The following is a 19,767-nucleotide window of genomic DNA, read 5'->3' on the forward strand; positions in this document are numbered from 1 at the left end:
GAGCAGCGCGAGGAGGGAAACGTGGGTCCACGGAGACGAGCACAGCGAGTCTCCGGCGGTCCGGAATCCCACAGCGCTTAACCACCCCAGCGTCCAAGCCGGTGCTGATGAGCAACGACGACCTCCCCGAGGGGATCCGGGCCCCCGAGGACGACGAGCTGTTCGCCGAGGTAGTCGAGATGCTCGGCGCGAATCGGGTGACAGTCCGGTGTGCCGACGGGGAAGAACGCACCGCCCGCATCCCCGGCCGGATGCGCAAGCGCGACTGGATCCGCGAGGGCGACCTCGTGCTCGTGAGTCCGTGGGACTGGCAGGACGAGAAGGCCGACATCGAACACCGCTACGAGAACCGCGAGGCCGAACAGCTCCGCGAGGGCGGGTACGTCACGGAAACAGACATCTGAGACGCGCCGAGATCGACTTCCACGACCGCGGCATGGCCTCCGCCGTCGCGCGACGGAGCGCGCGACAGGTCGCTCACCGCGGTCGGCTCGGACCACCCTTTTACGCCACGACGCCCAAGTTCGAGTGAATGAGCGAGGACTACGGCTTCGTCGACGAGGAGATGGCGGAGCCCGGCGACGAGTTCGAGGAGATCGAGGTCGCCGATACCGAGGCGGACAGCACCGCCCGACGGCAGGACCGGGAGTTCGACGAGTTCCGGAAGCGGCTGAAGAACGTCGAACGTCTCAAAGTCGAGCAGGGCGCCTTCGACGACGCCACGCTGGGCGCGCTGTACAAGCTGGTGCAGGACGGCCACGTCGGCGCCTTCGGCGGCCCGCTGTCGACCGGCAAGGAGGCCAACGTCTACGAGGCACGCGGCGAGGCCGGCGACGTAGCGGTCAAGATCTACCGGATCAACGCCTCCGACTTCCGACAGATGCGGGAGTATCTCGAAGGCGACCCCCGCTTCGAGGGGCTGGAGGACAACAAGAAGGAGACCGTCCTCGCCTGGACGCGCAAGGAGTTCGCGAACCTCAAGCGCGCCGAGAAGGCGGGCGTGCGCGTCCCCGAACCGATCGCCGTCCAGCGGAACGTACTCGTGATGGAGCTGGTCGGGCAGGCCGACGAGCGCCGCGCACCCCGACTGGCCGAGGTCGACGTGGAGAACCCCCAGCAGGCCTACGAGGTCGTGCGGGAGTACATGCGCCGGCTCCACTCGGCCGGCCTCGTCCACGGCGACCTCTCGGAGTACAACATGATCGTCCACGAGGGGGAGCTGGTGATAATCGACATGGGGCAGGCGGTCACCGTCCACCACCCCAACGCCGGCGAGTTCCTCGAACGGGACTGTGAGAACGTCGCCGCCTTCTTCTCGCGGCAGGGGCTGGACGTGACGGGCGACGAACTCGAGGCGTACGTCACCGAGGCCGACGCGGATCCGGCGGGCGAGCCCGACGGAGCCGCGTGAACGACCGACGAGGAACGCTTACAACCCTCCAGCGGCTAAACCGCTTCATGCAACACGTAACGGTCCCACAGGACCGCATCGGCGTCCTCATCGGCTCCGGGGGCGAGACGATGCGGGAGATCGAGGAACGCGCCGGCGTTCGCCTCGACATCGACTCCGAGGACGGGTCGGTGGGCATCGAGACGGTCGGCGACCCCATCGACGCGATGGCCGCGCCCGACATCGTGAAAGCGATCGGCCGCGGGTTCAAGCCCGAGACGGCGCTGGGGCTGCTGGAGAGCGACCTGCGACGGCTCGACCTGATCGACCTCACCGAACAGACGCGCAACGACAACGACCTGCAGCGACAGAAGGGCCGACTCATCGGCGAGGACGGCCGGACCCGGGAGCTGATGGAACAGCTCACCGGCGCGAACGTGGTGATCTACGGCTCGACGCTGGGGATCATCGGCGAGCCCGAGGAGATCGACGCCGTCCGACGCGCGGCCGGGATGATCCTCGACGGCGCGCCCCACGGCGCCGTCTACTCGTTCCTCGAGCGCAAGCACAACGAGATGCAGCAGGGCTGGAACGTCCGCGAGCAGACGTAGCCCGACGAGCACGCCGCCGACCGCCGGACCGGAGCCACGGAACCGCGTGTCGACCGCCGGCGCGGAACCCGCGACGACGTTCGTACCGCGTTCGACCGTCACCCGCGAGCGATGCCGTCGGGGCGACTAACAACTATTAACCCCCTCCGGCCGGAATACTCCCCCAAGAATGGCCGAGGACGTCAAACCGACCCGGAAGAACCTCATGGCGATCGAGGACCGCATCGAACTCTCCGAGCGGGGCCACGACACGCTCGAGCAGAAGCGTGACGGCCTCATCATGGAGTTCATGGACATCCTGGATCAGGCTCAGGACATTCGGAGCGACCTCGAGACCGACTACCAGACCGCCCAGCAGAAGCTCGACATGACGCGGGCGATGGAGGGCGACGTGGCCGTCCGCGGCGCCGCCGCCGCCCTGAAGGAGCACCCCGAGATCACGACCCAGTCGAAGAACATCATGGGCGTCGTGGTGCCCCAGATCGAGGCCTCGAAGGTCCGGAAGCCGATCGACGAGCGTGGGTACGGGCTGATCGGCTCCTCGGCGCGCATCGACGAGACCGCCGAGGCGTACGAGGAGCTCATCGACTCGATCATCCTCGCGGCCGAGGTCGAGACCGCGATGAAGAAGATGCTCGAGGAGATCGAGACCACCAAGCGCCGCGTGAACGCCCTGGAGTTCAAGCTCCTGCCCGAACTGTACGAGAACCAGGAGTACATCGAGCAGAAGCTCGAGGAGCAGGAGCGCGAGGAGATCTTCCGGCTCAAGAAGATCAAGGCCAAGAAGGAAGAGGAGGAGGACGCCGCCCGCGAGGCCGAGGAGGCCGCGGCCGAACAGCCCGCGACCGCCGACTGAGCCGTGTCCTGTCCGGCGTGTGGCGCCCCGGTCGTCGCTTTCACCGTCCCGACGGACCTCCGGGAGCACGCGCCGGCGGCCGAGAGCGCGATCTGTTCTGTCTGTCTGCGGACCCTCGCCGCCAGCGATGCCGGGGTCGACGACGCCCCTGCTCCGGAAGAGGCCGACTTCTCGGTGATCCACGAGTCGTTCCCGACTGGGGAAGGCGCCGTCGCGTTCGCGCTCGCGCTGGGGAAGCTCGATTCGCTCGCGCTGGAGCGCGCGGCGATCGAGGAACTGTGTGAGGCTGCCGAACGGGCCGGCGTCGACGTTCGGCTGGCGCTGGAACGGTTAGCGGCGGCCGACGAACTCGATCCGCCGTTCGATATCGGCCGCCGGAGCCAGCAGTTGGCGTCGTTCCGGTAAGTCGCGGTCTCCTTCTGCCGGGGAAAATCAGACTGCTCCGCAGATCGCTGTATAGAGCCGATCTATACGTACGTGAACCACTCCTCGTGGTCGTCGGTGCGGCGCTCGACCAGATCGAAGAACGCGCTCTGGAGCTCCTCGGTCACCGGGCCGCGGCCGCCGTCGCCGATCTCGACGTTGTCCACCTGCCGGATCGGGGTGACCTCGGCGGCCGAGCCGGTGAAGAACAGCTCGTCGGCGGTGTGGAGCTCGCCGCGGGAGATGCTGACGTTGTCGTGGACCTCGTAGCCGCGCTCCTCGGCCAGCGTGATCACCGTGTCGCGGGTGATGCCGTCGAGGATCGACTCGCTCAGCCCCGGCGTGAAGATCTCGCCGTCCCGGACGAGGAAGATGTTCTCACCCGGCCCCTCGGCGACGTTGCCCTCCTTGTTCAGGACGATCGCCTCCTCGTAGCCGTGGCGGCGGGCCTCCTCGCCGGCCAGCATGCTGTTGACGTACAGTCCCGTGGTCTTCGCGTTGGTCGGGATCTGGCTGGAGGCGTGCTTGCGCCACGAGGACACCTTCACCTCGATCCCGTTCTCCAGCGCCTCCTCGCCGAGGTAGGCGCCCCACGGCCACGCGGCGATCGTCACGTCGGTCGGGCAGTCGCCGGGCGAGACGCCCAGCGAGTCGTAGCCGTAGTACGCGAGCGGGCGGACGTACGCCGAGTCGAGGTCGTTGCGCCGGATCACTTCCAGCGTCGCCTCGGTGAGCTCCTCGCGGGAGAAGTTTATCTCCATGTCGTACGGCTTCGCGGAGTTGTAGAACCGGTCGAGGTGCTCCTCCCAGCGGAAGATCGCGGTGCCGTTTTCGGTGTCGTAGGCGCGGACGCCCTCGAAGATGCCCGTGCCGTAGTGCATCGCGTGGGTGAGCACGTGGACCTGTGCGTCCTCCCAGTCGACGTACTCCCCGTTCATCCAGATCGTCCCGTCCTGCTCCATCTCCTCGAAGGCGCTCATACCCGCGTATGGGGACGGCGGGGTCTTAAAATCGTCAGAAACGCCGGCCTCAGTCGAGCCGCGTCAGCAGGTCCCGCCCCTCGACGTACGTCAGCCCCTCGCGCTCGGCGTAGGCGCGCGCGTCGGCGGGGGTGCGCGCAGCCCCGGTTTCGCCGTCGAGCATTTCACACACCACCACGGCCGGCTCCCGGTCGGCCGCCGCGGCGAGCGCGAGGCCGAGTTCGGTGTGGCCCTGTCGGTCCACGAGCAGGTTCGGCGCGCCCCGGAGCAGCGTGACGTGGCCGGGCGAGCGGAACGCCTCCGCGAAGTCGTCGGCGTCGAACGCCCCCGCCGCCGCCTCGTCGGCGGCCGCGCCCAGTTCGCCGATCGTCAGCGCGCGGTCGTCGTCGGTGATCCCGGTGAACGTCTCGCGGTGGTTCACCGGCAGCGAGAACGACGAGCGATCGTCGTAGTCCAGATGCGCCGCCTCGGCGGCGGGGTGATCGAGCGCGTCCGCGAGGAACGGCAGGCCCCACGCCTCGGCGACCCCGTCGGTGATCGCGACACAGATCAGCCCGCCGGCGTCGTTGCGCAGTCGGCGGACCGCGTCGGCGTCGACCGCCCGCGCGGGGTAGACGATGTCCACCTCGCCCTCGCGGTCGGCGGCGTCGTGGATCAGCACCGGCTCCCCGCGGGCGAAGGCGGCCCGCGCGGCCGCCACGCTGTCGACGGCGTCGGTCGTCGAACTCATGCCGACTCGATCTCCACGGCGACCTCGTCGCCGTCGGCCAGTCCGAGCTCGTCGCGCAGCATCTCGGGGGCGATGAGCTCGATCTGGTCCTCGTCGTGGTGGGTGCGATCGGGGACGATTACGTGAACCGGCTCGACGCTGCCGGCGTCGGCGTCCAGCCGCGCCGGGTAACAGGTCGCGGCGCCGTAGGTGCGCTCCTCGTCCTCCCACTCGTCGATGGGGACGCCCTCGACGGCGGCGAGTTCGCTCCGGTTCCGGGTGCTCCCCTCGTCGAGATCGACGTTGAGCGTGCCCGGGTATGGCTCGTACCCCAGCCGCTCCTCGAACTGGCGGTTGTACCCCGGCAGCGAGATGTAGTGTCGCCCCTCGCCGGCGCCGGCGGTCACCGCTCCCGAGAGCGTCAGCGCGGCGTCGTCCTCGAACAGCCGGCGGTAGTCGGCGTACTCCCCGCGGAGCCGGGACTTCCCGTCGGCGGTGAGCGAGATCCACTGGCCGTCGGCGACGACCTCCCGCTCGATCAGGCCGGCCGACTCCAGTCGCTGGAGCCGCCGGGAGGCGGTCTGGCTCGAGGCGTCGAGGCGCTCGCCCAGCGCCGCACACGACACCTTCCGCTCGCCGTCGACGCCGCCGGTCAGCGCGATCTCCTTCAGCGCCGCCACCTCGGCGGCGTCGACCCCCGCAGTCGTCTCTTGCATGAGTCGTAGTTCAGTATCGAGACGCTTAACGATACTGGATGCGGTCCGGTGCAGAACCGTGACGGGGTCGGCGCCGTCGGCCGCCGGGAGCGCGGTACTCCCCCCACTGGCGGCGCTCTCTCGGCCGAACGCTTCGGAAGCCCCTTTATTCGTCGGGCGGAACGGTCGCCCATGTTCATCGAGTTCCGGTCGGCGGTCGAGGACGCGGTCGCGGCCGCGCTGACCGCGCGCGACCTGCCGACCGACGACCTCGGGATCGAGGAGCCGCCGGCGGACGTCGACGCGGTGCTCGCCTCCAGCGTCGCGTTCCGGCTCGCGGGCGAGGTGGGCGCGCCGCCGCCGCAGGTCGCCGCCGAGGTGGCCGCGGAGATCGACCCCGACGAGTACGAGTACGTCGGCGAGATCACGACCCAGGGGCCGTACCTCAACTTCGCGCCGGACCAGTCGTACTACGAGGACACGCTCGCCGCCGCCGGCGACGAAGCGTACGGCCAGCGCCCGCCGACGGGCGAGTCGGTCGTCGTCGAACACACCTCCGCGAACCCGACCGGCCCGGTCCACGTCGGTCGCGCGCGCAACCCCATCATCGGCGACGCGATCGCCAACGCGCTCGACTACGCCGGCTACGACGTGGAGCGGCACTACTACGTCAACGACGCCGGCCGGCAGATGGCGCTGTTCACGTGGGCCTACGAGACGTTCGACGAGGACGAACTTCCGGAGCCGGAACGCGAGAAGCCCGACTACGACCTCGTTCGCTACTACCGCAAGGGGAACAGCTACCTCGAGGAGGCCGACGAGGCCGCCACCGCGACCGCCGAGGAGGAGATCGAGTCGATCATGCAGGGACTCGAGGCGGGCGACGAGGAGACGTACGAGCGCGTGAGCGAGGTGGTCGACACGGTGCTCGACGGGATGACCCAGACGCTCTCGCGGCTCCCCGCGGAGTTCGACGAGTTCGTCAAGGAGACGCGGTTCATGCGTTCCGGCGCCACCGACGACGTGGTCGACCGCCTGCAGGCGCTGGACGAGGCCGTCTACGAGGAGGAGGCGTGGCAACTGGACCTCTCCGAGCACGGCATCGAGAAGAACTTCGTGTTCCTCCGCTCGGACGGGACGACGCTGTACACGACGCGGGACATCGCCCACCACGAGTGGAAGTTCGACAACTACGACCGCGCGGTGACGGTGATCGGCGAGGACCACAAGCTCACGTTCGAGCAGCTGAACGAGACGCTCCAGCTACTGGGTCACGACACCGACCAGCTCGACCAGCAGTTCTACTCGTGGGTGAACCTCCCCGGCGGCGAGGGGATGAGCACCCGCGAGGGGACAGGGGTCGATCTCGACGACCTGCTGGACGAGGCCGTCGCCCGCGCCCGCGAGGAGGTCGAGGACCGCATGGACGACCGCATCCGCGAGGACGAACTCACCGAGGAGGACGTGGATCGGATCGCCCGACAGGTCGGGATCGGCGCCGTTCGCTACGACATCGTCGCCAAGCAGCCCAGCAAGGCGATCACCTTCGAGTGGGACCGCGCGCTCGACTTCGAGGCGCAGTCGGCGCCGTACGTCCAGTACGTCCACGCCCGCTGTCGCGGAATCCTCGACGGCGAGTCGGTGCCCAGCGAAGTGGACGGCGACCTGCTGGAGACGCCCGAGGAGCGCGACCTCCTCCGGACGATCGCCCGCTTCCCCGCGGTGGTCGAGGGGGCAGCCGAGGACCTCGAACCCCACCGCGTCGCCACCTACACCCGGACGTTCGCCGAGCGGTTCAACGCGTTCTATCGGGAGTGTCCGGTGCTCGAAGCGGAGAGTGAGGAACTGCGGGACGCGCGGCTGGCGCTCGTGGCTGCGGCGGCACACACCGTCGGGAACGCGCTCGACGTGCTCGGCGTCGCCGCGCCGGAGTCGATGTAGCTCCGGGCCGATAGAGGCAGCCGACCGTCTTTTCGCAGGATCATCCCTGTCCGTCGGCGTCGCCGGGCGCGTGCGGCGAATGGACCAGTCAACAGGTACTTACACGCGATAGCGCCTATCCTGAACTAATGAGTACCGACGCCGAAGAGACAAGCGAGGACAGGCGGAAGTACGAGTTCCGCAAGGTCCTCGAAGAGTTAGAGGAGTACGAGGGATCAGGAACGCAGCTCGTCACCATCTACATCCCCGAGGACCGGCAGATCTCCGACGTGGTCGCCCACGTCACTCAGGAGCACTCCGAGGCGGCCAACATCAAGTCCAAGCAGACCCGGACGAACGTGCAGGACGCCCTCACGTCGATCAAGGACCGCCTGCGTTACTACGACACCTACCCGCCGGAGAACGGGATGGTGATCTTCTCGGGCGCGATCGACTCCGGCGGCGGGCAGACCGAGATGATCACCCGGACGCTGGAGTCGCCGCCGGACCCCGTCGAGTCGTTCCGCTACCACTGCGACTCGGACTTCCTGATCGAGCCGCTGGAGCACATGATGGCCGACTCCGGCCTGTTCGGCCTGATCGTGCTCGACCGGCGGGAGGCCAACGTCGGCTGGCTCAAGGGCAAGCGCGTCGAGCCGGTGAAGTCCGCCTCCTCGCTGGTGCCGGGGAAGCAGCGCAAAGGTGGCCAGTCAGCCCAGCGGTTCGCCCGACTGCGGCTGGAGGCCATCGACAACTTCTACCAGGAGGTCGCGGAGATGGCCGACGACCTGATGGTGCCCAAACGGCACGAACTCGACGGGATCCTCGTCGGCGGCCCGTCGCCGACGAAAGACGAGTTCCTCGACGGCGACTACCTCCACCACGAGCTGCAGGACAAGGTGCTCGGGAAGTTCGACATCGCCTACACCGACGAGTCCGGGCTGTACGACCTCGTCGACGCCGGGCAGGAGGCGCTGGCCGATCAGGAGCTCGTCGAGGACAAAGAGCAGATGGAGGAGTTCTTCGAGAACCTCCACACCGGCGGCGAGGCCACCTACGGGCTCGAGCCGACACGGGAGAACCTCGTGATGGGGTCGGTCGACCGCCTGCTGCTCTCGGAGGACCTCACCGAGGACGTGGTGGTGTACGAGTGTCCCAACGGCCACACTGAGTACGAGACCGTCGAGCGCCGGCACAACACGGCCGACCACGAGTGCTCGGAGTGCGGCGAGGTCGCCGAGGTGCAGGAACGGGAGGACGCGGTCGAGCACCTGATGGAGATCGCCGACCAGCGCGGGACCGAGACGAAGTTCATCAGCACCGACTTCGAGAAGGGCGAACAGTTGCTCAACGCCTTCGGCGGGATCGCGGGGATCCTGCGGTACGAGACGGGCGTCTAAACGGTTTTTCGGCGTCGGTCGTCCTCCGGTTTCCGTGTGTCCGGGCGTGGGCGCGGAATCCGGGGCGCTTCGAAACCCTTACCACCGAATCCCGAATACTCACGGCTAACTCGCTGGTCGACGGGACGCCAGCGGGCACCCGATAGCTCGGGACGAAATGTGGTCGGCCGAGACGCGACGCGTCTCCACCGACTGAATCGCAAGCGCCCGCAGAGAACCATGGCACGAAGTTTCTACTCCCACATCAAGGACGCGTGGAAGCAGCCCGGCGACGGCAAGCTCGCCGAGCTGCAGTGGCAGCGAAAACAGGAGTGGCGCGAGCAGGGCGCCATCGAGCGCATCGAGCGCCCGACCCGGCTGGACAAGGCCCGCGAACTGGGCTACAAGGCCAAGCAGGGCATCGTCGTCGTCCGCATCGCCGTCCGCAAGGGCGGCGCGCGCAAGCGCCGACACAAGGCCGGGCGCCGCTCGAAGCGACAGGGCGTTAACCGCCTCGGCCGCCGGACCTCGATCCAGCGGATCGCCGAGGAGCGCGCGACGCGCAAGTACCCGAACCTCCGGGTGCTGAACTCCTACTGGGTCGGTGAGGACGGCTCCCAGAAGTGGTTCGAGGCGATCCTCGTGGACCCCGAACACGCCGCGATCCAGAACGACGACGACCTCAACTGGATCTGCGACGACTCCCAGACCGGCCGCGCGTTCCGCGGCCTCACCAACGCCGGCAAGTCCAACCGCGGCCTGCGCACCCGGGGCAAGGGTGCCGAGAAGGTCCGACCGAGCGTCGCGTCGGGCGACCGCGGCGGAAAGTAACAGCAATCACCGGTCCGTTTTCTTTCGATGCAGACCGAGTAGCTGCTGCTGTGCGGTGGCGCGAAGCGTCGGCGCCTCCGTGCGCCGACCGAGCGCGAGGGACGAGTGAGCGACTGAAAGGAGCGAACGAGTCGGCTGGGGAGGTATGAGGGCTGTGCGGAGCGGTGCGGTCACAAGTGGACATGCTCGCTCCGCGGTGCTGTTCGCAGCTGTCGTTGCCTCCTCAACGACGAAACCACCGTGCCGACCTTACTCGACTCGGACCACCTGCTTCCCGATGTTCTCGCCCTCGAACAGCCCCAAGAAGGCGTCGGGGGCGTTCTCCAGCCCCTCCGTGACCGTCTCGCGGTACTCGATCTCGCCGGCGGCGACCCACTCCGCCAAGTCCGCGGTCGCCTCCTCGAACCGCGGCGCGAAGTCGCCGACGAGCAGCCCCTGCACGCGGGCGCGGGTCTCGATCAGCTTCCCCAGCTTCCGCGGGCCGGTGGGCATCTCCTCGGCGTTGTACAGCGCGATCTGGCCACAGACCGCCACGCGGGCGTCGACGTTTAGCTGCGTGAACACCGCGTCCGTAATCGGGCCGCCGACGTTGTCGAAGTAGCCGTCGACGCCCTCCGGCGCGGCCTCGCTAAGCGCCTCAATGTAGTCGTCGGTCGCTTTGTAGTTGATGCAGGCGTCGAAGCCGAACTCCTCCTCGACCACCTCGCACTTCTCGTCGCTGCCCGCGAAGCCGACGACGCGGGCGCCCTGCAGCTTCGCGAGCTGGCCGACGACCGATCCCACCGCGCCCGCGGCGGCGCTGACGACCACCGTGTCGCCGGCGCGGGGTTCGAGCACCTCGCGCGTGCCGAAGTACGCCGTCCGGCCCGGCATGCCCAGCACGCCCAGCGCGGTCGACACCGGGAGCGCGCCCGTCTCGATCCGCTGGAGGCCGTCGGCGTCCGCGAGGTGGTACTCGGACCAGGACATGTTGCCGACGACGGTGTCGCCGGGCTCGAACTCCGTCCCCGCCTCGTCGACGACTTCGCCGACCGCGCCGCCCTCCAGCGGCTCGTCGACTTCCCACGGCTCGGCGTAGGACTCGCCGGCGTCCATCCGGCCGCGCATGTACGGGTCGACCGAGAGGTAGCGGATCTTCACCAGCACCTCGCCGGCGGCGGGGTCCCCGAGGTCGATCGTCCGCAGGTCGAACGTCTCGTCGTCCGGCACGCCGTCGGGTCGCTCCGCGAGGAAGTACCGCTCTGTCGTAACCATACAGGGAGATGGGGCGCCGGCGGGAAGGGGGCTACGACGCCGACACGCTAAATCGCACAGCCCACGTCGCGGTAGAGCCAGTGGGTTATGACGTAGACGCCCGCGAGGTTCAGCAGGTAGCCCGCCCAGCGCGCCTCCGGCCCAGTGACGCCGACGATGGAGACCTGCGGGAACCAGACGACCGCGAGCGCGTGATCTCGGCCGCGGAGTCGCGAGCAGGGTTCGCCACCGACCGTACGCTTAACCCTCGTCGGACCCGAACACGGCTTCATGACCGATCTCTCGCTCGACGCTACCCAGCTCGACCGCTACTCCCGACACATCATCCTCGACGACGTGGGGCCGGAGGGGCAGAAACGTCTGCTCGAAGGTAGCGCGCTGGTCGTCGGCGCCGGCGGCCTCGGCGCGCCGGTGATCCAGTACCTCGCGGCCGCGGGCGTGGGCCACCTCGGCATCGTCGACGACGACGTGGTGGAGCGCTCGAACCTCCAGCGCCAGATCATCCACCGCGACGCCGACGTGGGGCGGCCCAAAGCCGAGAGCGCCGCGGAGTTCGTCGCCGAACTCAACCCCGACGTGGAGGTGGAGGCGATGGAGCGCCGGATCGCCCCCGACGAGGCCCGGGAGCTCGTCGCCGACTACGACGTGGTCGTCGACTGCACCGACAACTTCCCGACGCGGTACATGCTCAACGACGCCTGTTCGATCGAGGGCGTCCCGCTCTGTCACGGCGCGATCTACAAGTTCGAGGGGCAGGTCACCACGCTCACCCCCGACGGGCCGTGCTACCGCTGTCTGTTCCCCGAGCCGCCGGAGCCGGGCACCGTGCCGGACTGTGCGACGACGGGCGTGCTGGGGGTGCTGCCCGGCACCGTCGGCTGCCTGCAGGCCACCGAGGCGGTGAAGGTGTTGCTCGGCCTCGGCGACGCGCTCTCGGGCCGGCTGCTGTTCTACGACGCCCGGGAGCTCAGCTTCGAGACCGTCCCGTACCGCGAGAACCCCGACTGTCCGGTCTGTGGCGACGAGGGGATCGACTCCCTCTCGGGCGTCGACTACGACGGCGGCTGTCAGATCGCCGGCGACTGATCCTTCCCCCTCCTTCCCAGGCAAAACCCCGGCCCAGCGTGGCGTCCGTGTGAGACTTACCCAAGGTTATACCACCTAAGAAGCTATCGATCGGGCTGTATCGATTCTACACGCCGAAATCGAACGGTAGCAGCGTGAGAAGCCGTATCGAGGTTGGCGAAAGATTTATATACTTTTCTCTCCTACCCTAGAGTGAAGACAGCCCGGCACCGAGCCGGGTATCACTTCGGTTCCAATCCAATGAGCACCAACACGACCCACCGCGAAACCGAGACCGAGCGGGCAGAGAACGAGCAGGAGCACCACTGCCCCGAGTGCGGTGGCAACCTCGAGACCGACGAGTCACAGGCCGAGACCGTCTGTGCGGACTGTGGCCTCGTCGTCGACGAAGACGCCATCGACCGCGGGCCCGAGTGGCGTGCGTTCGACGCCGGCGAGAAGGACAGTAAGTCCCGCGTCGGCGCCCCGACGACGAAGATGATGCACGACGACGGCCTGTCGACCAACATCGGCTGGCAGAACAAGGACGCCTACGGCAACCAGCTCTCGGCCAGCCAGCGCGAGAAGATGCAGCGCCTGCGGACGTGGAACGAGCGGTTCCGCACCCGCGACCACAAGGAGCGCAACCTCAAGCAGGCCCTCGGCGAGATCGACCGCATGGCCTCCGCGCTCGGGCTGCCGGAGAACGTCCGCGAGACCGCGTCGGTGATCTACCGACAGGCGCTCGATCAGGACCTGCTGCCCGGCCGCTCGATCGAGGGGATCGCGACCGCGAGCCTCCACGCCGCGGCCCGGATGGGGAACGTCCCCCGCAGCCTCGACGAGATGAGCGCCGTCTCCCGCGTCGATCAGGCGACGTTCAAGCGCGCCTACCGCTACATCGTGCGGGAGCTGAAGCTCGAGGTCCAGCCCGCGGACCCGCTTGAGTACCTCCCGCGGTTCGCCAGCGACCTCGACCTCGACGACGAGACCGAGCGCCGCGCCCGCGAGCTGCTCGAGACCGCCAAGCGCCAGAACGTCCACTCGGGCAAGTCGCCCGTGGGGCTGGCGGCGGCCGCGATCTACGCCGCGGGCGTGCTGACCAACAACGCGCTCACCCAGAGCGAGGTCAGCGCGGCGACGGACATGAGCGAAGTCACGATCCGGAACCGCTACCAGGAGCTGCTGCAGGCCGCGGAGACCGGACCGACCGCCAGCGCGGCCTGAGTGACTGACCGACTCGACGACGTCGAACTGGACGGCCGACGGCGATAATCGGTGATTTTGCGGCTTTTTGCGGGCGGTTTCCGCGACGTTCGGCCCCAGAGGAAAGTACCTTTCTCGCGGGAGCGCGAGTACGGTGGTAGTGTATCTCGTCACGTTCCGCCTCGACCCGGGTGAGTACGACGAGGAGTTCCACGAACTGAACGACGCGATACAGGCGACCGCCGAGGAGACGGAGGGGTATCGCGGGAAGCGGACGTGGCACGACCCCGAGAGCGAGGAGGTGCTCGTCGCGTACTACTGGGAGTCACTGGACGCGCTCGAGTCGTTCGGCGCGGCGTCCGTTCACGAACGAGCGAAACAGCGGTGGACGGAGTGGTACGACGCCTACGAGGTCACCGTCACGGAGGTCGTCGAATCGTACGGAAGTGGGTTCGGCGACGACGCCGACCCGCCCGCGTAGACGGTCGGTCGTCGACGGACGCAGAAACGTCGGGGCGTCGCCGTCTATCGAAGCCCGCCGAGCAGTTCGTAATCCTCGTCGGGGTCGTACCGCCGGAACAGCAGGCTGTTCGTCAGCACCGACACGCTCGAGATCGCCATCGCGCCCGCGGCGAGCACCGGCTGGAGCAGCCCCAGCGAGGCCAGCGGGATCATCGCCGTGTTGTAGCCGAGCGCCCAGACGAGGTTCTGCTTGATCTTCTGCAGCGTCGCGTCCGAGATGCGGATCGCCTTCACCACGTCCACGGGGTCGTCGCGCATCAGCGTCACGTCGGCGGCCTCGATCGCCACGTCGGTCCCCGAGCCGATCGCGGTCCCGACGTAGGCGACCGCGAGCGCGGGGGCGTCGTTGACGCCGTCGCCGACCATCATCGCCTGCCGGCCCTGCTCCTGAATCGCTTCGACCGCGTCGGACTTGTCCTCGGGCAGCACCTCCGCGCGGACGTTCTCGGGGTCGATGCCGACCTGCTCGGCGACCGCGCGGGCGGTCCGCTCGTTGTCGCCGGTGAGCAGCATCACGTCGAGGCCGCGCTCGCGGAGCTGGCTCACCGCCGACTTCGCGCTCTCCTTCACGGTGTCGGCGTCGGCGACGACACCCACGAGATCGCCCTCGTAGGCGACCAGCATCGCGGTCTTCCCCTCCCCTTCGAGCCGTTCCATCGTCTCCGCGGCGGGGTCGGGGTCGACGCCGTTGTCGCGGAGCAGCTTCCGATTGCCGACCAGCACCTCGCTACCGTCGACCGTCGCCCGGACGCCGTGCCCGGGGACGTTCTCGAACTCGGCGGGCGAGCCGACCTCGATCCCGCGGTCCTCGGCGCCGTCGACGATCGCGCGGGCCAGCGGGTGCTCGCTGCCGCTCTCGGCCGTCGCCGCGAGCCGGAGCACGTCGTCCTCGTCGAGCCGCTCGCGTTCGGCGAGCTGGCCGCCATCCGGCGCCGCGTCACCGCCGTCAGCGCGAGCTTCCGGGCCGTCGAACACCACCACGTCGGTAAGCTCCATCTCGCCCTCGGTGAGCGTCCCGGTCTTGTCGAACACGACCGTGTCGACGTCCTTCGCGCGTTCGAGCACGTCGCCGCCCTTGAACAGCACGCCGTTCTGGGCGCCGATCGTCGTGCCGACCATCGTCGCCGCGGGCGTCGCGAGCCCGAGCGCGCAGGGGCAGGCGATCAGCACCGCCGACGCGAACACGACGATCGCGAACTCGAACACCGAGACGGTGCCGCCGGCGATCGCCGGGCCGCCGGCGACCAGCCCCCACAGCGGGAGCGAGTTCACGAGGCCGGCCAGCGTTCCGGGGAACAGGTACCAGACGACGCCCCAGAACAGGGCGTTGCCGATCACCGCCGGCACGAAGTACGCGGAGATGCGGTCCGCGAGGTTCTGGATGTCGGGCTGGCGGGACTGGGCCTCCTTCACCGTCCGGACGATCTGCTGGAGCGCCGTGTCGGCGCCGACTTTCGTCGCCTCGACGACCAGCACGCCGTTCTCGTTGATGGTCGAGCCGACGACCTCGTCGCCCTCGGTCTTCTCGACGGGGACCGACTCCCCGGTGACCATCGACTCGTCGACCGCAGATTGCCCGTCGACGACCACGCCGTCGGTGGGGATCTGCTCGCCCGGCCGGACTTTCATCCGATCGCCGACTTCCACGTCTTCGAGGGGGATCTCCTCCTCGTTGCCGTCCTCGTCGACGATCGTTGCGGTGTCGGCCTCCATCTCCAGCAGCGTCCGCAGCGCCTCGCCGGCCTGTCCCTTCGAGCGGGCCTCGAGGTAGTTGCCGAGCGTGATGAACACGAGGATCAGCGCCGCGGTGTCGAAGTAGAGGCTCCCCGCGATCAGGTCCAGAAGCGCCGCGACGGAGTAGACGTACGCGGTCGACGACCCGAGCGCGATCAGCACGTCCATGTTGGCGCGCCCGTTCGTGACGAGCGCGTTGTAGGAGTTCCTGTAGAACGACCGGCCGAGCACGACCTGTACGGGCGTCGCGAGCCCGAACATCACCCAGCCCAGCGGCACGCCGAACAGCGAGTCGGCGAGCAGACTGTCGAAGAAGAAGTGTTCGAACAGGAAGAACAGCAGCGGCGCCGACAGCGCGGCGCCGAACAGCGTCAGTCGGAGCTGTTTGCGGATCTCCTCGTTCCGGGCGGCGTCGCGGGCGGACTCGCCCTCGTCGTCGCCGCCCTCACGGACCGGCGTGTACCCCGCGTCCTCGATCGCGTCGTACATCGCCTCGAGCGAGGCGTCCTCGGGGTTGTAGGTGACCTGCGCCTCGTCGGTCGCGTAGTTCACCTCGGCGTCGACGACGCCGGGCACGCCCTCGAGCGCCTCCTCGTTGGCGTCGGCGCAGTTCGCACACGACATATCGGAGATGGCGATCGTCGCCGTCTCCGAGACGACGCCGTAGCCGGCCGCCTCGACGGCGTCGTAGATCTCGCCGAGCGATACCTTCTCGGGGTCGTACTCGACGCTGCCCTCGTCGGTGGCGTAGTTGACGTTCGCCTCGACCACGCCGTCGAGTTCGTCCAGCGCCTCGCCAACCGTCGCCGAGCAGTTGGCACAGGACATCCCCGTGACGTTCAGTTGTGCTGTGCGTGTTCCCATGGCTATCTACGTGTAGGGGCTCCTCCCTTAGTGCGTTTGTGCCTTCAGAACCAATGTACGATAGGTACTCGATTTTGGAAACCAAAGCAATAGGCGATCTTTGACTCACGTCGCCGTGTCGCTGCAGTGCGCCGAGGCGTCGGCACGACCGCCGAGTCGCCGACGCCCCCGCCGAGCGAAACCCGTATCCCCGGCGGTCGGCTACCGCCGACAAATGGACTGTGACCGGTGCGGCTCCGAGGCGGTGATGCACGCCGCCTACTCCGGGGCGCATCTCTGTGAGGAGCACTTCACGCGATCGGTCGAGAAGCGGGTCCGCCGCCGCGTTCGCGAGGACGGCCTCGTCTCCCGCGAGGCGACGCCCGACGACCCCGAGACGTGGGTGATCGGGCTCTCCGGCGGGAAGGACTCGGTGGTGCTGACGGAGATCCTCGCTGAGACGTTCGGCGAGGACCCCCGGATCGAACTGGTCGCGCTGTCGATCCACGAGGGGATCGAGGGGTACCGCGACGAGTCGCTGGCCGCTAGCGAGGAGCTGACCGAGGAACTGGGGATCGCCCACGAGGTCGTCGGCTACGAGGAGGAGTTCGGCGTCCGGATGGACGACGTAGTCGAGGACGACCCCGAGAACATGGCGCCCTGTGCGTACTGCGGCGTGTTCCGCCGGGACCTGCTGGAGGACTACGCCGAACAGTTGGGCGCGGACAAGCTGCTGACGGGCCACAACCTCGACGACGAGGCCCAGACGGCGCTGATGAACTTCCTCGAGGGCGACGTAAAGCAGGTCGCCAAACATTTCGACGCCTCCATCGGCGGCTTCGACGACCGCGAGGAGAGCGACTCGTTCGTCCCGCGGGCGAAGCCGCTGCGGGACATCCCGGAGAAGGAGGTGGCGCTGTACGCCCACGTGAACGACCTGCCGGCCCACATCACCGAGTGTCCCCACGCCAGCGAGGCGTACCGCGGGGAAATACAGGAACTGCTCCTGAAGCTGGAGGAGAACCACCCCGGGACCCGCCACTCGATCATGTCGGGGTACGAGGAGCTGGCGGAACTGGCAGCGGAGGCGTATGGCGGCGACGACGAGGGGAACCTCGGCGAGTGCGAGGAGTGCGGCTCGACGACCTCGGCGGACGTCTGTCGGAAGTGTCGGCTGCTGGCGTCGATGGAAGCGGTTTGAGTTGGGGGCGACGGATTTGGTAACTGCGACAGCTTCTGCAACCGCGACAACTTCTGCAACTGCGACAGCAACTCGATCGTTGACCACTTGCGACCGAACCGCCCCGCACAGACCTCACACCTCCCCAACCGACTCGCTCCCTCCGGTCGCTCGTCCCTCGCGCGCTCGTTCGCGCAGGGACGCGCTCACGTCGCGCGCCACCGCGGCCGTGGTGCGGTAGCGGTGGACGCCTCGCGGCGGCCGACTGTCGGCCGCCGCGGGGGGAGGGGTGGGGACTCCGTACTGTGCCGGGCCTCGTGCCCGGCACACTGCGGTCACAAGTGGTCATGCTCGCTCCGCGGTGCCGTTCGTCGTCGCGGATGCGGTCCCGCTCGCCGTCGATACGACTGTCCAGTCGCGTCCACCCGCAGAACCGCCCACGTTCCACCCGAAACAGCGACCTACACCCGCCCCACAGTCACCTCGAACGGCACCACCTCGCGGCGACGATACGCCGCCTCCCCCATCTCGTCGACCACTTCCCGGCCCATCTCGCGCCACGCGGCCCGGAGTTCGTCGTAGTCCGCCCCCGCCGCCCGCAGTTCCCGTTCGTGCTCGGCGATGCCCGCGCCGCTGGCCTTCCGGGCGGCGCTTTCCATCGCGGGCTCGCTGTACGGCGGTTCGACCAGCTTCTCGTGGCGGTACGTGCGCCGGTCGACCACCGTCAGCCCGGCCGCCTCGAACAGGTCGGCCACGCGATCACCCATCGCCACGTCTGTCTCGACGCCCGCGAGGTACGCCTCCCGCACCTCCCGCTCCAGTCGCTCCTCGGCGTCGACCGTCGATGACACCTCGACGGCCGCGTTGTTCGGCTCGATCGCCGCGACGAGGTCGTCGGAGACGCGGGCGAACTCCCGGACCGCCGCCGCGGGGTCGGGGAGGTTGATCAGGAGCGCCTGACAGACCGCGAGGTCGACGGCGTCGTCACGGAGCGGCAGCCGCGTCGCGTCGCCGGCGACCGTCGGAATGTCGGTCCGTTCGCGGGCGACCGCCAGCAGTTCCGTGTCGGCGTCGACCCCGATCACCTCGCCGGGCGTCTCGGCGTCGAGCACGCGGGCGAGTTCGCCCGTGCCACAGCCCACGTCAAGGATGCGCTCCCGGCTACCGAGATCGAGCGGCGAGAGCGCCGCGGTCGACTCCCACATCCCGCGGCGCGTGTGGTCGAGATACTCCGGGGTGAACTCCCGCACGGCCGGCGGTCGGGGCGCAGCGAGGAAAAGCGAGTCGGTCGAACGGGCGTCAGCCCCGGCGTGCGAGCGCGGCCGCGCCGGCGAGGGCGGCGATCGCCGCGATCGCTGCCGTCGGACCGAAGCCGGGAATCTCCGCCTGTGTCGCCTCGGTCGGGTAGCGGACGGTGACCGCGGCCGCGGGCACCCGGATCGGGTGGGTGCGGCTGTCGGCGAACGACGCGAGTTCGTACGTCTCCGCCGAGTCGTCGATCGCGTTCAGCCCGACGAAGATCCGGAACTCCGCCTCGACGGTCTCGCCCGGCTCGACGGTGCCCCAGGTGAACGTCCGGTTGCTCTGATGGTACGTCCCGGTCTCGGAGTTCGCCGAGACGTGGTTCCACCCCTCCGGCAGCGTCAGCGAGAGCGAGAGCCCCTCGACGGGCTGGTCGCCGGTGTTGGTCAACGAGAACGGCACGTAGACGCGCTCCCCGGGTTCGGCGGTCACCTCGCCCGGCTCGAAGGAGAGCGTCGCAGTCGTGCGGACGGTGAGATCCATCTCGCCGGCGACGTAGTTCCGGGGCGGGCTCGCGCCCCCGTCGGCGACGGCGACGACGACCTCGGCGTCGATATCGCCGGGGACGGTCAGCTCGTAGCCGCCGGAGTCGTTTGTCGTCGCCGTGACGACGCCATCGGGCGGGTCGGCCGCAATCTCGCGGAGTTCGGCCTCAGTGGCGTTGCCGAGGCGGCCCTCGCTGCCGACGATCACCGTCGCGTCCGCGACGGCGGTGCCGTTCAGGTAGCTGACGGTGCCCGACAGCGTGGTGTCGGTCTGGGCTGCCGGCGCCGACGCCGCGGCGGTCCCGGCGCCCGCCGCGGGCGCGACGACCAGCGAGAGCAGCGCGACGAGGAGGAGCGGTCGCATAGTCGGTGTTGGGTACGC

General features: G+C 68.8%; 20 protein-coding genes. 12 read left to right on the top strand and 8 right to left on the bottom strand.

Annotated elements, in window-relative coordinates:
• Positions 1–107 precede the first annotated feature (107 nt).
• The 5 genes from eif1A to ACYQZ5_RS13340 all read left to right on the top strand — a co-directional run bounded on the left by eif1A (position 108) and on the right by ACYQZ5_RS13340 (position 3,262).
• Positions 108–404, top strand: a complete 297-nt coding sequence (gene eif1A / locus ACYQZ5_RS13320) for a translation initiation factor eIF-1A (protein ID WP_379731289.1) — start codon at positions 108–110, stop codon at positions 402–404.
• A 128-nt stretch (positions 405–532) separates the two neighbouring features.
• Positions 533–1,411, top strand: coding sequence for a serine/threonine-protein kinase Rio1 (gene rio1 / locus ACYQZ5_RS13325; RefSeq protein WP_379731290.1), 879 nt, complete (start codon positions 533–535; stop codon positions 1,409–1,411).
• 47 nt (positions 1,412–1,458) lie between these two features.
• Entirely contained in the window at positions 1,459–2,001 is a 543-nt protein-coding gene (locus ACYQZ5_RS13330; protein ID WP_379731291.1) for a KH domain-containing protein, read from the top strand.
• A 169-nt stretch (positions 2,002–2,170) separates the two neighbouring features.
• Entirely contained in the window at positions 2,171–2,857 is a 687-nt protein-coding gene (locus ACYQZ5_RS13335; protein ID WP_379731292.1) for a V-type ATP synthase subunit D, read from the top strand.
• 3 nt (positions 2,858–2,860) lie between these two features.
• Positions 2,861–3,262 (top strand): DUF6276 family protein, encoded by a 402-nt coding sequence (locus ACYQZ5_RS13340; protein ID WP_379731293.1) that lies wholly within the window; start codon positions 2,861–2,863, stop codon positions 3,260–3,262.
• 62 nt (positions 3,263–3,324) lie between these two features.
• Here ACYQZ5_RS13340 and ACYQZ5_RS13345 read toward each other — a convergent pair whose 3' ends face one another.
• Genes ACYQZ5_RS13345 through ACYQZ5_RS13355 form a run of 3 tightly spaced genes read right to left on the bottom strand, consistent with a single transcriptional unit; the run spans position 3,325 to position 5,685 of the window.
• Positions 3,325–4,260: a branched-chain amino acid transaminase gene (locus tag ACYQZ5_RS13345; protein WP_379731294.1), complete on the bottom strand. Its 936-nt coding sequence runs from the start codon at positions 4,258–4,260 to the stop codon at positions 3,325–3,327.
• A gap of 49 nt (positions 4,261–4,309) precedes the next feature.
• The gene (ribB, locus tag ACYQZ5_RS13350) at positions 4,310–4,990 is read right to left on the bottom strand and encodes a 3,4-dihydroxy-2-butanone-4-phosphate synthase (RefSeq protein ID WP_459846465.1); all 681 of its coding nucleotides are present in this window, start codon (positions 4,988–4,990) and stop codon (positions 4,310–4,312) included.
• Positions 4,987–5,685 (bottom strand): DUF120 domain-containing protein, encoded by a 699-nt coding sequence (locus ACYQZ5_RS13355; RefSeq protein ID WP_459846467.1) that lies wholly within the window; start codon positions 5,683–5,685, stop codon positions 4,987–4,989. The genes ribB and ACYQZ5_RS13355 overlap by 4 nt, the downstream gene beginning before the upstream one ends.
• Before the next feature lie 171 nt (positions 5,686–5,856).
• Here ACYQZ5_RS13355 and argS point away from each other — a divergent pair, with 171 nt between their 5' ends.
• The 3 genes from argS to ACYQZ5_RS13370 all read left to right on the top strand — a co-directional run bounded on the left by argS (position 5,857) and on the right by ACYQZ5_RS13370 (position 9,794).
• The gene (gene argS / locus ACYQZ5_RS13360) at positions 5,857–7,605 is read left to right on the top strand and encodes an arginine--tRNA ligase (protein WP_459846470.1); all 1,749 of its coding nucleotides are present in this window, start codon (positions 5,857–5,859) and stop codon (positions 7,603–7,605) included.
• 128 nt (positions 7,606–7,733) lie between these two features.
• On the top strand, positions 7,734–8,984 hold the full coding sequence (gene prf1 / locus ACYQZ5_RS13365) for a peptide chain release factor aRF-1 (RefSeq protein ID WP_379731747.1): 1,251 nt from the start codon (positions 7,734–7,736) through the stop codon (positions 8,982–8,984).
• Between the two features lie 219 nt (positions 8,985–9,203).
• Positions 9,204–9,794, top strand: coding sequence for a 50S ribosomal protein L15e (locus ACYQZ5_RS13370; protein WP_379731748.1), 591 nt, complete (start codon positions 9,204–9,206; stop codon positions 9,792–9,794).
• Between the two features lie 249 nt (positions 9,795–10,043).
• On the opposite strand, the gene ACYQZ5_RS13375 is transcribed toward ACYQZ5_RS13370, so the two are convergent.
• Together ACYQZ5_RS13375 and ACYQZ5_RS13380 are read right to left on the bottom strand one after the other, a co-directional pair.
• Complete coding sequence (locus ACYQZ5_RS13375) at positions 10,044–11,048, bottom strand: NADP-dependent oxidoreductase (RefSeq protein ID WP_379818246.1); 1,005 nt, start codon at positions 11,046–11,048, stop codon at positions 10,044–10,046.
• A gap of 47 nt (positions 11,049–11,095) precedes the next feature.
• Positions 11,096–11,320, bottom strand: coding sequence for a hypothetical protein (locus ACYQZ5_RS13380; protein ID WP_379732015.1), 225 nt, complete (start codon positions 11,318–11,320; stop codon positions 11,096–11,098).
• On the opposite strand from ACYQZ5_RS13380, the gene ubaA reads away from it, so the two are divergent.
• The 3 genes from ubaA (at position 11,319) to ACYQZ5_RS13395 (ending at position 13,800) form a co-directional block, all read left to right on the top strand.
• Entirely contained in the window at positions 11,319–12,134 is an 816-nt protein-coding gene (gene ubaA, locus ACYQZ5_RS13385; protein WP_379732011.1) for an SAMP-activating enzyme E1, read from the top strand. The two genes, ACYQZ5_RS13380 and ubaA, sit on opposite strands and share 2 nt — an antisense overlap.
• A gap of 240 nt (positions 12,135–12,374) precedes the next feature.
• A complete protein-coding gene (locus tag ACYQZ5_RS13390; protein ID WP_379732012.1) occupies positions 12,375–13,340 on the top strand; it encodes a transcription initiation factor IIB in 966 nt (321 codons plus the stop codon).
• Between the two features lie 139 nt (positions 13,341–13,479).
• Complete coding sequence (locus ACYQZ5_RS13395) at positions 13,480–13,800, top strand: antibiotic biosynthesis monooxygenase family protein (RefSeq protein WP_379732013.1); 321 nt, start codon at positions 13,480–13,482, stop codon at positions 13,798–13,800.
• Between the two features lie 44 nt (positions 13,801–13,844).
• Here ACYQZ5_RS13395 and ACYQZ5_RS13400 read toward each other — a convergent pair whose 3' ends face one another.
• Entirely contained in the window at positions 13,845–16,439 is a 2,595-nt protein-coding gene (locus ACYQZ5_RS13400) for a heavy metal translocating P-type ATPase (RefSeq protein WP_459846476.1), read from the bottom strand.
• Positions 16,440–16,653: 214 nt separating this feature from the next.
• Here ACYQZ5_RS13400 and ncsA point away from each other — a divergent pair, with 214 nt between their 5' ends.
• A complete protein-coding gene (ncsA, locus tag ACYQZ5_RS13405; protein ID WP_379732285.1) occupies positions 16,654–17,619 on the top strand; it encodes a tRNA 2-thiolation protein NcsA in 966 nt (321 codons plus the stop codon).
• A 440-nt stretch (positions 17,620–18,059) separates the two neighbouring features.
• Here the strand turns inward: ncsA and ACYQZ5_RS13410 are convergent, their stop codons facing one another.
• Positions 18,060–18,848, bottom strand: a complete 789-nt coding sequence (locus ACYQZ5_RS13410; RefSeq protein ID WP_459846479.1) for a class I SAM-dependent methyltransferase — start codon at positions 18,846–18,848, stop codon at positions 18,060–18,062.
• A 49-nt stretch (positions 18,849–18,897) separates the two neighbouring features.
• On the bottom strand, positions 18,898–19,749 hold the full coding sequence (locus tag ACYQZ5_RS13415) for an NEW3 domain-containing protein (protein WP_379818332.1): 852 nt from the start codon (positions 19,747–19,749) through the stop codon (positions 18,898–18,900).
• Positions 19,750–19,767 lie beyond the last annotated feature (18 nt).

The organism is Halolamina salina (assembly GCF_054653455.1).

Excerpts from the sequence above, each read along its gene's own strand:
- ACYQZ5_RS13370 (WP_379731748.1), top strand. The coding sequence starts at position 9,204 with ATGGCACGAAGTTTCTACTCCCACATCAAGGACGCGTGGAAGCAGCCC.
- ubaA (WP_379732011.1), top strand. The coding sequence starts at position 11,319 with ATGACCGATCTCTCGCTCGACGCTACCCAGCTCGACCGCTACTCCCGA.
- ribB (WP_459846465.1), bottom strand. The coding sequence starts at position 4,990 with ATGAGTTCGACGACCGACGCCGTCGACAGCGTGGCGGCCGCGCGGGCC.
- ACYQZ5_RS13355 (WP_459846467.1), bottom strand. The coding sequence starts at position 5,685 with ATGCAAGAGACGACTGCGGGGGTCGACGCCGCCGAGGTGGCGGCGCTG.
- rio1 (WP_379731290.1), top strand. The coding sequence starts at position 533 with ATGAGCGAGGACTACGGCTTCGTCGACGAGGAGATGGCGGAGCCCGGC.
- ACYQZ5_RS13335 (WP_379731292.1), top strand. The coding sequence starts at position 2,171 with ATGGCCGAGGACGTCAAACCGACCCGGAAGAACCTCATGGCGATCGAG.
- prf1 (WP_379731747.1), top strand. The coding sequence starts at position 7,734 with ATGAGTACCGACGCCGAAGAGACAAGCGAGGACAGGCGGAAGTACGAG.
- ACYQZ5_RS13380 (WP_379732015.1), bottom strand. The coding sequence starts at position 11,320 with ATGAAGCCGTGTTCGGGTCCGACGAGGGTTAAGCGTACGGTCGGTGGC.
- ACYQZ5_RS13390 (WP_379732012.1), top strand. The coding sequence starts at position 12,375 with ATGAGCACCAACACGACCCACCGCGAAACCGAGACCGAGCGGGCAGAG.
- ACYQZ5_RS13415 (WP_379818332.1), bottom strand. The coding sequence starts at position 19,749 with ATGCGACCGCTCCTCCTCGTCGCGCTGCTCTCGCTGGTCGTCGCGCCC.
- argS (WP_459846470.1), top strand. The coding sequence starts at position 5,857 with ATGTTCATCGAGTTCCGGTCGGCGGTCGAGGACGCGGTCGCGGCCGCG.
- ACYQZ5_RS13375 (WP_379818246.1), bottom strand. The coding sequence starts at position 11,048 with ATGGTTACGACAGAGCGGTACTTCCTCGCGGAGCGACCCGACGGCGTG.
- ncsA (WP_379732285.1), top strand. The coding sequence starts at position 16,654 with ATGGACTGTGACCGGTGCGGCTCCGAGGCGGTGATGCACGCCGCCTAC.
- ACYQZ5_RS13400 (WP_459846476.1), bottom strand. The coding sequence starts at position 16,439 with ATGGGAACACGCACAGCACAACTGAACGTCACGGGGATGTCCTGTGCC.
- eif1A (WP_379731289.1), top strand. The coding sequence starts at position 108 with ATGAGCAACGACGACCTCCCCGAGGGGATCCGGGCCCCCGAGGACGAC.
- ACYQZ5_RS13345 (WP_379731294.1), bottom strand. The coding sequence starts at position 4,260 with ATGAGCGCCTTCGAGGAGATGGAGCAGGACGGGACGATCTGGATGAAC.
- ACYQZ5_RS13330 (WP_379731291.1), top strand. The coding sequence starts at position 1,459 with ATGCAACACGTAACGGTCCCACAGGACCGCATCGGCGTCCTCATCGGC.